General features: G+C 71.0%; 13 protein-coding genes. All 13 read right to left on the bottom strand.

The window, feature by feature from the left end:
- Nucleotides 1-26: 26 nt before the first annotated feature.
- On the bottom strand, nt 27-1979 hold the full coding sequence (gene dxs, locus ACZ7DL_RS27010) for a 1-deoxy-D-xylulose-5-phosphate synthase (protein WP_470777848.1): 1953 nt from the start codon (nt 1977-1979) through the stop codon (nt 27-29).
- A 30-nt stretch (nt 1980-2009) separates the two neighbouring features.
- Complete coding sequence (gene ispG / locus ACZ7DL_RS27015; RefSeq protein ID WP_470777850.1) at nt 2010-3143, bottom strand: flavodoxin-dependent (E)-4-hydroxy-3-methylbut-2-enyl-diphosphate synthase; 1134 nt, start codon at nt 3141-3143, stop codon at nt 2010-2012.
- Between the two features lie 4 nt (nt 3144-3147).
- Complete coding sequence (gene hpnH, locus ACZ7DL_RS27020; RefSeq protein WP_470777852.1) at nt 3148-4170, bottom strand: adenosyl-hopene transferase HpnH; 1023 nt, start codon at nt 4168-4170, stop codon at nt 3148-3150.
- 5 nt (nt 4171-4175) lie between these two features.
- Nucleotides 4176-4817 carry a phosphorylase family protein gene (locus ACZ7DL_RS27025; RefSeq protein ID WP_470777854.1) on the bottom strand — a complete coding sequence of 214 codons (642 nt, stop codon included), beginning with the start codon at nt 4815-4817 and terminating at the stop codon, nt 4176-4178.
- A 1-nt stretch (nt 4818) separates the two neighbouring features.
- On the bottom strand, nt 4819-6852 hold the full coding sequence (shc, locus tag ACZ7DL_RS27030) for a squalene--hopene cyclase (protein ID WP_470777856.1): 2034 nt from the start codon (nt 6850-6852) through the stop codon (nt 4819-4821).
- Nucleotides 6853-6968: 116 nt separating this feature from the next.
- Nucleotides 6969-8033, bottom strand: coding sequence for a polyprenyl synthetase family protein (locus tag ACZ7DL_RS27035; protein WP_470777963.1), 1065 nt, complete (start codon nt 8031-8033; stop codon nt 6969-6971).
- A gap of 68 nt (nt 8034-8101) precedes the next feature.
- Nucleotides 8102-9529 carry a hydroxysqualene dehydroxylase HpnE gene (gene hpnE / locus ACZ7DL_RS27040; RefSeq protein WP_470777857.1) on the bottom strand — a complete coding sequence of 476 codons (1428 nt, stop codon included), beginning with the start codon at nt 9527-9529 and terminating at the stop codon, nt 8102-8104.
- Entirely contained in the window at nt 9526-9654 is a 129-nt protein-coding gene (locus ACZ7DL_RS27045; RefSeq protein WP_470777859.1) for a DUF6380 family protein, read from the bottom strand. The genes hpnE and ACZ7DL_RS27045 overlap by 4 nt, the downstream gene beginning before the upstream one ends.
- On the bottom strand, nt 9654-10616 hold the full coding sequence (gene hpnD / locus ACZ7DL_RS27050) for a presqualene diphosphate synthase HpnD (protein ID WP_470777861.1): 963 nt from the start codon (nt 10614-10616) through the stop codon (nt 9654-9656). Before hpnD ends, ACZ7DL_RS27045 begins: the two co-directional genes overlap by 1 nt.
- A complete protein-coding gene (gene hpnC, locus ACZ7DL_RS27055; protein ID WP_470777863.1) occupies nt 10613-11509 on the bottom strand; it encodes a squalene synthase HpnC in 897 nt (298 codons plus the stop codon). The genes hpnD and hpnC overlap by 4 nt, the downstream gene beginning before the upstream one ends.
- A gap of 360 nt (nt 11510-11869) precedes the next feature.
- Nucleotides 11870-12670, bottom strand: a complete 801-nt coding sequence (locus ACZ7DL_RS27060; protein WP_470777864.1) for an ABC transporter ATP-binding protein — start codon at nt 12668-12670, stop codon at nt 11870-11872.
- Nucleotides 12663-13592 carry an ABC transporter permease gene (locus tag ACZ7DL_RS27065; RefSeq protein ID WP_470777866.1) on the bottom strand — a complete coding sequence of 310 codons (930 nt, stop codon included), beginning with the start codon at nt 13590-13592 and terminating at the stop codon, nt 12663-12665. The genes ACZ7DL_RS27060 and ACZ7DL_RS27065 overlap by 8 nt, the downstream gene beginning before the upstream one ends.
- Nucleotides 13593-13673: 81 nt before the next feature.
- Nucleotides 13674-14546 (bottom strand): glycosyltransferase family 2 protein, encoded by an 873-nt coding sequence (locus ACZ7DL_RS27070; protein ID WP_470777868.1) that lies wholly within the window; start codon nt 14544-14546, stop codon nt 13674-13676.
- Between the last annotated feature and the right edge of the window lie 7 nt (nt 14547-14553).

Genomic DNA, 14553 nt, shown 5'->3' on the forward strand with positions numbered 1-14553 from the left:
GGGGCGGGGGCCATGTCGATGTGCGGCTACCGCCGCGTGGGCGCGACCGGCCCCGACGGCGCCGCAGACGCTGTACGGCCTTCCTCGGCACTTCCTTCCGCGCTCTCGGCGTCCCGCACCGCGAGGCTCGCGCTGATCCGCCCGGCGATCTCGACGGGCGTGAGGCCGATGTCGGCCAGCACCTCGCTGCGCTTGGCGTGGGCGAGGAACTGCTCCGGGATGCCGAACCGCCGTACCGGCACGTCCACGTCGGCGTCCCCGAGGGCCAGGGCCACGGCCGAACCGACGCCCCCGGCGCGGCTGTTGTCCTCGACCACGGCCACCAGGCGGTGGGCGGCCGCGAGGCCGGGCAGCGCGGGGTCGACCGGCTTGACCCACCGCGGGTCCACCACCGTGCAGCCGATGCCGCGGGCTTCGAGCAGCTCGGCGGCCTGGAGGCACACCGGTGCCATCACGCCGACGGCCACCAGCAGCACCTCGGGGCGTTCGGCGCGGTGCAGGACGTCCATGCCGCCGACCCGGTCGAGCGCCGGGATCCTCGGACCGACGGACTCCTTCGGGAAGCGGACCAGGGTGGGCGCGTCGTCCACGGCGACCGCCTCGCGCAGCTGGGCGCGCAGCTGGTCGGCGTCGCGCGGTGCGGCGATCCGCAGCCCGGGGACGACCTGGAGGATCGACATGTCCCACATGCCGTTGTGGGAGGCCCCGTCCACGCCGGTGACGCCGGCCCGGTCCAGGACGAAGGTGACCCCGCAACGGTGCAGGGCGACGTCCATCAGCAGCTGGTCGAAGGCGCGGTTGAGGAAGGTGGCGTAGACGGCGACGACCGGGTGCAGCCCGCCGGTGGCGAGCCCGGCCGCCGACACGGCCGCGTGCTGCTCGGCGATGCCCACGTCCCAGACCCGGTCCGGGAAGCGCTCGGCGAACCGGCCGAGGCCGACCGGGTGCAGCATGGCCGCCGTGATCGCGACGACGTCCTCGCGCTGCTCCCCGATCCTCACGATCTCGTCGCCGAAGACCGACGTCCAGGAGGGCCCCTTGGACGGGGCGAGCGGCTCGCAGGTGAGCGGGTCCATCACGCCGACGGTGTGGAAGTGGTCCTCCTCGTGCGCGAGGGCCGGCTCGTAGCCGCGGCCCTTCTCGGTGAGGCAGTGGACCAGGACCGGACCGTGGAAGCGCTTCGCACGGTGCAGGGCCGACTCGACGGCCTCGAGGTCGTGGCCGTCGATCGGGCCGAGGTACTTCAGGCCCAGGTCCTCGAACATGCCCTGCGGGGCGAAGGCGTCCTTGAAGCCCTTCTTCGCGCCGTGCAGGGACTCGTAGAGCGTGTTGCCGACGACCGGAGTGCGCTGGAGCACGTCCTTGCCCCAGGCGAGGACCTTCTCGTAGCCGTCGGTCGTGCGCAGGGTGGCGAGGTGGTCGGCGAGGCCGCCGATGGTGGGCGCGTACGAGCGTTCGTTGTCGTTGACGACGATGATCAGCGGCCGGTCCTTGGCGGCGGCGATGTTGTTCAGCGCCTCCCAGGCCATGCCGCCGGTCAGCGCGCCGTCACCGATGACCGCGACCACATGGCCGGTCTCGCCCTGCACCTGACGGGCCTTGGCGAGGCCGTCCGCCCAGCCGAGGGCGGTGGAGGCGTGGCTGTTCTCGATGACGTCGTGCTCGGACTCCTCGCGCGAGGGGTAGCCGGACAGGCCGCCCTTGCCGCGCAGCTTCGAAAAGTCCTGACGGCCGGTCAGCAGTTTGTGCACATAGCTCTGGTGGCCGGTGTCCCACAGGATGCGGTCGACCGGTGACTCGAAGACCCGGTGGAGCGCGATGGACAGTTCCACCACGCCCAGGTTGGGGCCGAGGTGACCGCCGGTCCTCGACACCGCCTGTACCAGGAACTCACGTATCTCCTCGGACAGTTCGCCGAGTTGCGCCTCGGACAGCGCCTTCAGGTCGCGTGGTCCCCGAATGCTCTCCAGAATCGTCACGCTGGGCCCCCTCTCGGTCCGTGCCTTGCCTCAACTCACTTGGTCCGGGGAGCTCGTCCGCTCGGCGAGCTTCATGGCCTCCTCGATGAGGGTCTCCACGATCTTCGACTCGGGGACGGTCTTGACGACCTCGCCCTTGACGAAGATCTGCCCCTTGCCGTTGCCCGAGGCAACCCCGAGGTCGGCCTCGCGGGCCTCGCCCGGACCGTTGACCACACACCCCATCACCGCGACCCGCAGCGGTACGTCCATGCCGTCCAGGCCCGCGGTGACCTCCTCGGCGAGCTTGTACACGTCCACCTGGGCCCGGCCGCAGGACGGACACGAGACGATCTCCAGCCGCCGCTGCCGCAGGCCCAGGGATTCCAGGATCTGGATGCCGACCTTGACCTCCTCGGCCGGCGGCGCGCTCAGCGACACGCGGATGGTGTCGCCGATGCCCCGGGAGAGCAGGGCACCGAAGGCGACGGCCGACTTGATCGTGCCCTGGAAGGCCGGTCCCGCCTCCGTGACCCCCAGGTGCAGGGGGTAGTCGCACTGCTCGGCGAGCTGCCGGTAGGCCTCGATCATCACGACCGGGTCGTTGTGCTTGACCGAGATCTTGATGTCCCGGAAGTCGTGCTCCTCGAAGAGCGACGCCTCCCACAGCGCCGACTCGACCAGCGCCTCCGGGGTCGCCTTGCCGTACTTCTTCAGCAGCCGCCGGTCCAGGGAACCCGCGTTGACGCCGATCCGGACCGGCGTGCCGTGGTCCTTGGCGGCCCGCGCGATCTCCTTCACCTGGTCGTCGAACTTCTTGATGTTGCCGGGGTTCACGCGGACCGCCGCACAGCCGGCCTCGATGGCCGCGAACACGTACTTCGGCTGGAAGTGGATGTCCGCGATCACCGGGATCTGCGACTTGCGGGCGACGGTCGCGAGGGCGTCCGCGTCGTCCTGCGTGGGACAGGCGACGCGGACGATCTGGCAGCCGGACGCCGTGAGTTCGGCGATCTGCTGGAGGGTGGCGCCGACGTCCGACGTGCGGGTCGTGGTCATCGACTGCACCGACACCGGGGCTCCGCCCCCGACCGCCACCGGCCCGACGTGGATCTGCCGCGACCGCCGCCGCGGCGCGACCGGACGGGCCGGTACCTCGGGAACGCCCAGGGGCACGGCGGTCATGGCCTCACTCCCGGTTTCCGGAGACGGTCTCGCGCATGGCCCGCAGCGACTCCTTCAGGGAGCCCATGGTGGCGAGGACGGCGGTCGGCTCGTAGCCGCAGTGCGCCATGCAGTTGGCGCAGCGCGGGTCCTTGCCGCGGCCGTACTTGTCCCAGTCGGTCTTCTCGATGAGCTCGCGGTACGTCGGCACGTACCCGTCGCTCATCAGGTAGCAGGGGCGCTGCCAGCCGAAGAGCGAGTAGTTCGGGATCGCCCACGCGGTGCACGGGAAGTCGACCTTGCCCTCCAGGAAGTCCAGGAAGAGCGGGGAGTGGTTGAGCCGCCACTTCCTGCGGTTGCCGCCCGCGAAGGCCTTCTTGAACAGTTCACGGGTCTGCTCGACGCCGAGGAAGTGCTCCTGGTCGGGCGCCTTCTCGTAGGCGTAGGCGGGCGAGATCATCATCTCGTCGACCTTGAGGTCGTCGTTGAGGAAGTTGAGCACCTCGATGATGGTCTGCGGGGTGTCGGTGTTGAAGAAGGTGGAGTTGGTGGTCACCCGGAAGCCGCGCCGCTTGGCCTCCTTGATGGCCTCCACCGCCTCGTCGAAGACCCCCTCCTTCGCAACGGACTCGTCGTGCCGCTCGCGCAGCCCGTCGATGTGCACGGCGAACGCGAAGTAGGGCGAGGGCGTGAACTTGTCGATCTTCTTGCGCAGCAGCAGGGCGTTGGTGCACAGGAAGACGTACTTCCTCTTGGCCACCAACTGCCGCACGATCTCGTCGATCTGAGGGTGCATCAACGGTTCGCCACCGGCGATGGACACCATGGGCGCACCGGATTCCAGCACCGCTCCCACGGCCTGGGCGACCGGCATGCGCTGCTTGAGCACACCGGCCGGATGCTGGATCTTGCCGCAGCCCTCGCACTTCAGATTGCAGGCGAAGAGCGGTTCCAGCTCGACGATGAGCGGAAACTTGTCCCGCCTGCGCAGCTTCTGTTCAGCCAGGTATGTAGCGACCTTGATGGACTGGCGCAACGGCATGGCCATCTGGCTCACCTCCGGGGGAGCAGCAAAGAACGGTGCCATTCGAAAAATGCAGGAAGGATGGAACGAAGAACGCGGAAAGCCGATATTCCACCGCGCACCGTGCCGATCCGGACGAGCTCGTGTTCCGGGGCGTCCACGACCACCCGGACAGCCGAAACCGGGCGCTCGCCGGTGCGGACGGCGGTCAGAAGCGTGGCCGCGGACTCCATGTCGACCGCGATCGCGCCGGTGGCGCGCAGATCGGTCCGTTCGGGCCCCCGGACGACGTGGTCGGAGCCGGTGAGCGGGCCGGTGTGCACCGTGCGCCCGGGCAGCAGGCGCGCGAGTTCCTTGACCAGCAGTTCGGTGCCCACGCACGGGACGGTCCCGCGCGGGTCCCGGGTCTCCTCGGCGACGACCAGATCGCCGGGGTGCATCCCGGGGGCGAGCCCGGCGCAGAAGCCGGTGGCCAGGACGGCCGCCCCGGCCGCCGCCGGACCGGCGAGGTGCCGGGTGACGGAGCGTTCCGCCGCGCGGGGGCCCATGCCCGTACGGAGGAACGTCACCGGCCCGCCGGCACCGCTGCGGTCGCCGGTGCGCAGGGCGAGGTGCTCGATGCCGAGCGCGCAGGCGATCAGCAGCGGGGCCGGGACGGGCTGGTTGCTCAATTCAGCTCCCCGTGGCCCGCGCGGCGGCCTTCTCGGCCGGGGCGAGCAGCTTCCGCTCGAAGGGGTCGCCGTGCAGGTACCGGCCGAGCGCGGTGAGCGGGAACACCTGCCGGTACAGGTGGTAGTTGATGGAGAAGTCCCAGGGGAAGCCGGTGCCGGTGAAGTACGGCTCGTCCCAGGTGCCGTCCTCCCGCTGGGTCTCGGCCAGCCATGTGACGCCGCGCTCCACGGCCCTGGAGCCCTTCTCCCCGGCCGCGAGCAGCGCCATCAGCGCCCACGCGGTCTGCGAGGCGGTGGAGGCGCCGCGGCCGCTCCACTCCTTGGCGTACTTGTAGGAGCGCAGGTCCTCGCCCCAGCCGCCGTCGTCGTTCTGGACGCTCTCCAGCCAGGCCACGGCCCGCCGGATCGCCGGGTGCGAGCCGGGCATGCCGGCCGCGGTCAGCGCGGGCACCACGGAACCGGTGCCGTAGATGTAGTTGACGCCCCAGCGGCCGAACCACGAGCCGTCCGGCTCCTGTTCGGCCAGCAGCCAGTCGATGCCGCGCCGGGTGCGCGGGTCGTTGGCCAGGCCCTCTGCTGCGAGCATCTCCACGACGTGCGCGGTGACGTCCGCGGACGGCGGGTCGATGACCTCGCCGAAGTCGCAGAAGGGCAGCCGGTTCGGGAACGGGCTGGTGTTGTCGACGTCGAAGGCGCCCCAGGCGCCGTTCTTCGACTGCATGCCCAGGTTCCAGCGGACGGCCCGGCCGATCGCCCGGTCCACGCGCTCGGGGTCGTGGTGCCGCACCCGGCGCAGCGCGAGGGCGACCTCGGCGGTGTCGTCGATGTCCGGGTAGTTGTCGTTGTGGAACTCGAACGCCCAGCCACCCGGCGGAAGGTGCGGACGCTTCACGGCCCAGTCGCCGGGCCGGACGATCTCCTCGCCGAGCATCCAGTCGGCCGCCTTGACCAGTTGCGGATGGTCGACGGGCAGACCGGCGTCCACGAGGGCGATGGTGGCGAGACAGGTGTCCCACACCGGGGACTGGCAGGCCTCGATCATCCGGGCGCCGTCCTCGCGCCAGACGGCGAAACGGTCCAGCGAGGCGAGGCCCTCGCGCATCACCGGGTGCTGGAGGTCGTAGCCGAGCAGGTGCAGGGCGATGATCGAGTACACGGCCGGGGGCTGGATACCGCCCCAGCAGCCGTCGTTCTCCTGTCGCTCGATGATCCAGCGGGCGGCGGAGTTCATCGCGGCCCGGCGCAGTCTGCGCGGGGCGACCTTGCGCAGCTGGTGCAGCGCCTTGTCCAGGCGCTGGAAGGCGCCGTCCCAACTGGCCAGCGGGGCGGGCGGCTTCGGCGGGTTGGGCTGGGCGGGGTCGGTGTGCAGCTCGTCCAGCGGGAAGGGCGCGGGGCGCACCGGGCGCTTGGCCGAGACGATGGTGAGCGGGACGATGGTCTGCCGGGCCCAGCAGCCGAAGTCGTAGATGTTGAGCGGCATCCAGGAGGGGAAGTAGATCAGCTCCGGCGGGAGTTCGGGCAGGTCCTCCCACTTCCACCAGCCGAACAGCGCGAGCCAGATCCGGGTGAAGACCCTGGCGGCGGCGATACCGCCGCGCTCGCGGATCCAGGCGGCGGCCAGGGCCATGTGAGGTGCCTCAGGCGCGTCGCCGGCCAGCCGCAGGGCGACGTATGCCTCAATGGTGGTGGACAGCTCGCCGGGCCCGCCGTAGAAGGTGGCCCAGGTGCCGTCCTCGCGCTGCTCGCCGCGGATGAACTTCGCGGCGGCCTGGGTGGTCTCCTCGTCCAGGATGCCCAGGAACTGACGGAGCAGCAGGTCCTCGGCGTCCATGGTGACGTTGGTCTCCAGGTCGCCCTTCCACCAGCCCTCGGCGTCCTGGCCGGCGAGCAGGAAGTCGGTGGCGCGCCGTGCGGCGCGTGCGGCGGCTTCTTGTACCCCGGCCGCCTCGGGGATGGTGATGAGGGTGGTGTCGCTGGCCGCGGCAGCTCGGGACGGCAAGGTCGCCCCGGTGCTTCCGTCGGTCGTCGCTGTCATGGCTTCCCCTTCGTGCAGTCGTGCGAGTCGTGCTGCTGTGGGTCCGCCGTCGGCCGGTGTCCTGGGTCGTGTGACACCGGCCGGCGACTACGCGCGGCGAATCGAGCCGATAGGGATCATCTCTTTCGTACGACGACGAAGTCGGCGAGCGCCGTGAAGGAGTCCCGCACCCGGTCGGGCATGTCGACGGCGTCGAGGGCTTCGATGGCGATGGTGTGCTGACGGCGCGCTTCCTCGGCCGTCCACTCACGGCCGCCGGCCTCCTCGATGAGGGCGGCGCGGGCCGCGAACTCCTCCTCGGAGAAGGTGTCGAAGTCGCTGCTCTTGGCGTCGGCCGCGAGGATCTCGCCGAGCCGCTCGGAGGCGGAGCCGCCGGCCGCGAGCGCGGCCACCACCGGCAGGGACTTCTTGCGCTGGCGCAGGTCGCTCCAGGTCTGCTTGCCGGTGGCCTCCGGGTCGCCCCAGATACCGAGCAGGTCGTCCACGGCCTGGAAGGCGAGGCCGAGGTGGTAGCCGTACCGCTCCAGCGCGTCGGCGGTGGCGTCGTCCGCGCCGCCGAGGACCGCGCCGATGGAGGAGGCGCAGGCGAGCAGGGCGCCGGTCTTGTTGCCCTCCATCTCCAGGCATTCCTCGACGCTCACGCGGTCGCGGTGCTCGTAGGAGATGTCCTGGGCCTGACCGTCGATCAGGGCCCGGGTGGCCGTGGTCAGCCGGCGGGTGGCGCGGCCGGCCTCGACGGTGCCGAGTTCCAGCAGGACCTCGTTGGCGAGGGCGAACAGGGCGTCACCGACCAGGATGGCCTGGGCGGGGCCGTGCACCTTCCAGACGGTGTCGCGGTGCCGGCGCTGCTCGTCGCCGTCCATCAGGTCGTCGTGCAGCAGCGAGAAGTTGTGCACGAGTTCGACGGCGACCGCGCCCGGGACGCCCACCTCGGGTGCGGCGCCGGTGACCTCGGCGGAGAGCACGGCGAGCGCGGGGCGGACGGCCTTGCCGCCGTCGCCGTCGGCGGGGTTGCCGGCGGCGTCGATCCAGCCGAAGTGGTAGGCGGCGACGGTGTCCATGGGCGGCGCCAGGCGGTCGACGGCCGCGCGCAGCACCGGCGTGGCCAGGGTCCGGCCGCGCTCCAGAAGCGCGGTCACGTCCACCGCGGGCCTCCGAGCGGGCGTCGCGGCCGGGGGCACAGTGGGCACAGTCTCTCCTCTTGTTGCGGTACCGGGGGTGCGGGAGCCGTCCGCCTGCCCATCGGACATCAGGCCGCCTCCTCGAACTCGAAGAGGTGGCGGGGGCGGGGCCGGCCCAGGGCGCCGAGCGCGGCGTCGGCCGCGCTCACTCCACTGCGGACCGCACTCTCCATGGTCGCGGGCCACCCGGTGGCGGTCCACGCTCCGGCCAGGTAGAGGCCGGGGGCCTTGGTGCGGGCGCCGGGCCGCAGCCGCCCGACGCCGGGGGCGGGGGCGAACGTGGCCGTGCGCTCCCGGGTCACGAAGAAGTCCTTCACCTCGGCCGCGCGCGTACCCGGGATGAGCCGTTCCAGCTCGGGCAGATAGCGCTCGCGGAGGTCGGCGACCGGCGTGTCGATCTCGTCCTGCGCGGCCGACTGGGACAGCGCCAGGTACTGCCCCTCGCCGAGCCCGGAGGCGTGTGTGCGGTCGAAGACCCACTGGACGGGGGTGCCGAGGGCGGCGAAGAAGGGCCGCGCGAGCACCTTGCGGTCGTAGACGACATGGACGTTGAGGATCGGCGCGGTGCCGATCTCCAGCAGCCGCTCGGGCGCGTCCAGGGCGCCGGTCGGCAGCAGTTCGTGGGCTTCGCGCTGGGGTACGGCGAGGACGACCGCGTCGGCGGAAAGCGTCTCTCCGGGAACCTGAACGCTCCAGGCTCCGTTCCCGTTGTTGGAGACGGAGGTGACGCGTGTACGGACCTCGGTACGGACGCCCGCGGAGTCGAGCGCCTTGCGGGTCAGCCGGTCGTGCAGTTCGCCCAGCGGGACGCGGGCCCAGCCGATGTCGGCCGCGCCCGGGTCGGACAGCAGACCGGTCTTGAACACCATCGCGGCGAGCCCCAGCGAGGCGTCGCCCGCGACCGCGTTGAGGGTGGCGACCCCGACCAGGTCCCACAGGGCCTCGACGGCGCGTGCCGACTGGCCGTGCGCGGCCAGCCAGCTGCCGAAGTCCTGGGTGTCCAGGGCCGGATCGCCGAGGTCGAGCCCCTTCAGCGCGAGCGCGGCCCGCCCGACCGCGGCACGCTCGGCGAGCGAGAGGTGCGGATAGGCGGCCAGGCTGCGCCCCAGGTGGAGGGGGACGGGCAGCGGGTCGCGCCGCAGTCTGCCGAGCCGCCGGCCCTCGGGCTTGGTGACGTCGACGACGGGCACGTCCAGGCGGTCCTGGAGCGGTGCCAGCGCCGCGCCCTCGATCCGGTCGAGGAACCAGCGGTAGGCGGTACAGCAACGCAGGTAGACGTGCTGGCCGTTGTCGACGGTCAGTTCGCCGCGCTGGAAGGAGAAGGCGAGGCCGCCCAGCCTGGGCCTGCCTTCGAGCAGGGTGACCCGGATGCCCGCGTCGGCGAGGGCGAGCGCCGCGGTGACGCCGGCGAGTCCGCCACCGACCACGACCGCGGTGCGGCCTGCCGTCCGCGGGGTGCCGGCGTGCCCCGGTGCGGGGGGTGAGCCGTCGCTCATCGTGCGTCCTTCCGTGCGTGCCGAGCGTGCTGGTTGAACGGTGCACGCCCGGCCGTCGCAGTCAGGGACGCCACGCCGCAGCGGAGGGTTGCCTGTCGCATGCCGTCTGGTTCGGTGACCTCCATCAGACGCGCCTCCTGACGGCACGCCGGGAGACATGCCGGGTCACGTGCCGGGTGTCGAGTCCGGACAGGCCGCGCACGGCGACGTAGGCCTTCTCGTGTCCGGGCAGCGAGACCCGGCCGCGCAGCACGGCCTCCGGGTCGCGCTCGATGCGGTCCAGCAGCCGGCGGTAGATGCCGGCCATCGCGGCCACACAGGCGCCGCTGCGCCGGTCGAGCATGGGCAGCAGCCGGTAGCCCTCGGCGAACAGGGCCCGGGCGCGCCGCACTTCGAAGTGGACGAGGCCGGCGAAGTCCGAACCGTCCGGCGGGGTCGGCCCGTGGAATCCGGCCGAGCAGCCGAACTTGGCGAGGTCGTCGGCGGGCAGATAGGTACGGCCGCCCGTCGCGTCCTCGCGGACGTCGCGCAGGATGTTGGTGAGCTGGAGAGCGAGGCCGAGCGTGTCGGCGTACTCGGCCGCGCGTTCGGCGCCGCGGGCCCCGGGTTCGGTGCCGAACACGCCGAGCGAGAGGCGTCCGATGGCACCGGCGACACACCGGCAGTAGACCTTCAGGTCGTCCCAGGTCTCGTAGGTCTCCCCGCGCACGTCCATCTGGACGCCGTCGATCAGCTCGTCCAGGCCGCCGAGCGGGATCGGGAAGGCGCGCGCGGCATGGCTGAGGGCGACGGCCACCGGGTCGGTGTCGTCCTCCTCGACCTCGCCGTCGCGGATCCGGGTGAGCAGCGCCCGGGTGTCCTCCAGCCGGGCCAGCTTGACCTCGTCGGCCAGGTCGCCGTCGCCGATGTCGTCCACGCGCCGGGAGAACGCGTACAGCGCCGACATGGCGCGGCGCTTTGCATTCGGCAGCAACCGGATGCCGTACGCGAAGTTACGGGCCTGCTGCCCGGTGACGGCCTCGCAGTAGCTGTAGGCGGCGAGTACCGGTGCGGACACGTGCGGCGGAGAATCCACGGTCCGGATCACCCCTCTCCTCGCAGGATCACGCCCGCCTCGCGCAGCAACTGGACCGTGCCGGGCTTGGGCGGGCCGGGAAGTACGTCGTATTCGGCGGCGGCGATCGCCCGGATCGCCGCCTTTCCCCCCGCCACGAATCCCGCGAGCAGCAGCTTGAGCCTGCCGTGGACGCTACCCACCAGGGGGGCGCCCTCATCCAGCAGATCGCGGGCGCGTTGTGCTTCGTATGCAACCAGGGCGCGCACCGATGCGCCCGCGGTTTTCGCGGAGAGGTCCGTTTCCTGGACGTGGAAGCGTTTCATGTCCTGCGCGGGCAGGTAGATCCGGTCACGGCCGAGGTCCTCGGCGACGTCCTGGAGGTGCTCCACGATCTGGAGGGCCGTGCAGATGGCGTCGGACAGCCGGATCCGCTCGGGGGTCGAGGTGCCGGTGACGGCGAGGACGAGGCGGCCGACGGGATTGGCGGACAGTTCGCAGTAGGCCAGAAGGTCGTCGTAGGTCTCGTACCGGGTGACGAGCTGGTCCTGGCGGTTGGCGGCGATCAGTCCGAGGAACGGTTCGGGGGTGAGGGCGCGGCGGCGGACGGTGGTCTGGAGGCGGCGCAGCAGCGGGTGGTGCGGGGTGCCGTCGAAGACGCGGCGCAGGTCGGCCTCGAAGGCGTCGAGGAGGGCCAGCCGGTCCTCGGCCTCGGTGGCCGACACGCCGAGGATGCGGGCGTCGGCTCCGCCGGGGGCGAGGTCGCCGTCGCCGATGTCGTCCACGAGACGGGCGAAGCCGTAGACGGCCATGAGGTCGTCGCGCCAGGCCCGGGGCAGAAAGAAGGGGGCGACGGGGAAGTTCTCGCTCGCGGCCTTGGCCAGCGTGGCGCGTTCCAGGTCGGGCGCCGTGTCGGCGGCCGTCATCGGGCGCTGCCCGGGGCGGGGACGGCACATGCTGCGGTGAGCAGGGGAGTTTCCGTAGCCATTGCCGTCACATCTCCCGTTCTACACTGCCGACCCAATACACACTATTTCGGACACGCCGCCCGGTACTGCGCGGGGCCGCCCCGGCGAAGGGTGTCGCGCATTATCGCCCCACTTGCCGCTTTCCGGCACCGGTACAGCTTACGTTGTACAACGCAGCACCGACCGTCGGGGTGTCCTGCACATCACAACAACACACCGATTGGCTCCAAGATTCCTCAGAGCGGCCGGAGTTGACGTTTCCTTTGCAGACGCAGGGCCCCGCCGGACGACGTCCGCGGGGCCCTGGCCGAAATGGGTTTACTTGCCCGTGAACTTCTCGTATTCCTTCAGCACCTCGTCGGTGGGTCCGTCCATGCGGAGTTCACCGCGCTCCAGCCACAGCACACGGTTGCAGGTGTCGCGGATCGACTTGTTGTTGTGACTCACCAGAAAGACCGTTCCGGCTTCCTTGCGCAGTTCCCGGATCCGCTCCTCGGAGCGCTTCTGGAACTTGCGGTCACCGGTGGCGAGTGCCTCGTCGATCATGAGCACGTCGTGGTCCTTGGCGGCGGCGATGGAGAAACGGAGCCGGGCCGCCATGCCCGAGGAGTACGTGCGCATCGGCAGGGTGATGAAATCGCCCTTCTCGTTGATTCCCGAGAAGTCCACGATGTCCTGGTAGCGCTCCTTGATCTGCTCCCGGGACATGCCCATGGCGAGACCGCCCAGGATGATGTTGCGCTCGCCGGTGAGGTCGTTCATCAGGGCCGCGTTGACGCCCAGCAGGGACGGCTGGCCGTCGGTGTAGACCTTGCCCTGCTCGGCGGGCAGCAGGCCCGCGATGGCGCGCAGCAGGGTGGACTTGCCGGAGCCGTTGGAACCGATCAGGCCGATGGCCTCGCCCCGGTAGGCGATGAAGGACACCCCGCGCACGGCGTGCACCTTGCGCACGCCCCGCGCCGCGTCGTCGGAGCCTCGCCTGAGGATCCGGCTCAGGGCCGCCGTCGCGCTGCCCTTGCCGGTCTTGGCGCCGTTGACCCGGTAGACGATGTGCACGTCGTCCGCAATGACCGTCGGGCGCCGGTCCTGGATGTGCTGCTCGGCGTTCTGCTCAGCCACGGCCGTACCGCTCCTCCGCCTTCCAGAAGTACACGAAACCGCCCACGGCGAAGAGCACGGCCCAGCCTGCGGCCGCGGCCCAGACGTGGTCGGGCAGGTTCTCGGCGCCGTAGCCGTCGATCAGGGCGAAGCGCATCAGATCCATGTAGATGGCGGCCGGGTTCCACTGCAGGACCGTCGCGATCCACTGCGGCTTGTCCTCCAGCATGATCGGGATGGAGAACATCACTCCGGACGCGTACATCCAGGTCCGCAGCAGGAACGGCATCAGCTGCGCGAGGTCCGGCGTCTTGGCGCCCATGCGGGCAACGATCAGCGCGAGCCCGGTGTTGAACAGGAACTGGAGCACCAGCACCGGCACGATCAGCAGCCAGGACGGGCTCGGGTAGCTGCCGAAGCCGACCGCCACGATGAACAGCACGATCATCGAGAACAGCAGCTGCTGGAGCTGCTGGAGCGAGAAGGAGACCGGCAGCGAGGCGCGCGGGAAGTGCAGGGCGCGCACCAAGCCGAGGTTGCCGGAGATCGCGCGGACGCCCGACATGATCGAGCTCTGCGTGAAGGTGAAGACGAAGACGCCCGTGACCAGGAACGGGATGTAGACGTCCTGGGACATGCCGCGGCTGGCGTGCAGGATCAGCCCGAAGATGAAGAAGTACACGGCCGCGTTCAGCAGTGGTGTGGCCACCTGCCAGAGCTGGCCGAGCTTGGCCTGGCTGTACTGCGCGGTCAGCTTCGCCTGGGAGAAGGCGAGGATGAAGTGGCGGCGCCCCCACAGCTGACGGACGTACTCCACGAGCGAGGGCCGGGCGCCGCTCACGGAGAGCCCGTACTTGGCGGCGAGCTCGGCCGCCGTCAGTCCCTCGTCGGGCGACGGGGCGGCCGTCACCGCGACCGTGCCGTCGTGCGTGGTCTCACTCACAGGTGTGGAAACTTTCGTCTTCGGGTTCGCGTTCGAGTTCGTCGTGCGGCGCCCGTACGCGGGCGCTCAGGGACGAGCTTGTCAGATGACCGGGGGACGGCCCAGTCGGGTGAGTCGCCACACCGTACGCCAGCGCATCGGGCGGCGGGGACCGCACGGTGTCGTCCAGCCTTCCCGGAATCCGCCGAACCAGGCCCTCAGGGCCGGCCGCGAGGGGCGGCGGAGCAGGGTGAGCAGCAGCCAGACCCCCAGGTAGACCGGGACCAGGAGGGCGGGGAGGTTGCGGCGGGCGAGCCAGACGCGGTTGCGGGCCACCATACGGTGGTAGACCGCGTGCCGCGAGGGCGCGGTCGTCGGGTGGTACAGCACCATGTCCGACCGGTAGTCGATCATCCAGCCGGCGTCGAGGGCCCGCCATGCCAGGTCGGTTTCCTCGTGCGCGTAGAAGAACTCGTCCGGGAGCCCGCCGACTTCCGCGAAGACGCGGGTGCGCACGGCGTTGGCACCGCCGAGGAACGTGGTGACCCGGGAGGAACGCATCGGGTCGGAGGCGCGCAGCCGGGGCACGTGCCGGCGCTGGGTCTCACCGGTGTCGGGGTCGGCGATCCGGAAGCTGATGATCCCGAGCTGCGGGTCCGCGGCGAAGGCCGCGCGGCACAGCTCCGCGGTGTCGTGCCGGGCGAGCAGGCCGTCGTCGTCGAGAAAGAGCAAAATGTCGACATCGCGGCCGCTGGGCCCGAACGCCTCCATGCCGACGTTGCGCCCGCCGGGGATGCCCAGGTTCTCGGGCAGCTCGATGGTGCGCACACCCTCCGGCACGTCCGGGACGGGCGAGCCGTTGCCGACGACGACCACCTCGACCGGGTCGCCGTCCTGCTTGGCGACCGAGTCGAGCAGAGCCCGCAGTTCCTCGGGCCGGTTGCCCATGGTGATGATGACGGCGCCGACCTTCATGGGCGCA

The sequence above is a fragment of the Streptomyces sp. NPDC036984 genome, from assembly GCF_055607665.1.

Bases quoted from the DNA above. Each gene is read 5' to 3' on its own strand.
- ACZ7DL_RS27045 (WP_470777859.1), bottom strand. From the start codon at position 9,654: ATGGAGGTCACCGAACCAGACGGCATGCGACAGGCAACCCTCCGCTGC.
- shc (WP_470777856.1), bottom strand. From the start codon at position 6,852: ATGACAGCGACGACCGACGGAAGCACCGGGGCGACCTTGCCGTCCCGA.
- hpnH (WP_470777852.1), bottom strand. From the start codon at position 4,170: ATGGCCATGCCGTTGCGCCAGTCCATCAAGGTCGCTACATACCTGGCT.
- ispG (WP_470777850.1), bottom strand. From the start codon at position 3,143: ATGACCGCCGTGCCCCTGGGCGTTCCCGAGGTACCGGCCCGTCCGGTC.
- ACZ7DL_RS27070 (WP_470777868.1), bottom strand. From the start codon at position 14,546: ATGAAGGTCGGCGCCGTCATCATCACCATGGGCAACCGGCCCGAGGAA.
- hpnC (WP_470777863.1), bottom strand. From the start codon at position 11,509: ATGACGGCCGCCGACACGGCGCCCGACCTGGAACGCGCCACGCTGGCC.
- hpnE (WP_470777857.1), bottom strand. From the start codon at position 9,529: ATGAGCGACGGCTCACCCCCCGCACCGGGGCACGCCGGCACCCCGCGG.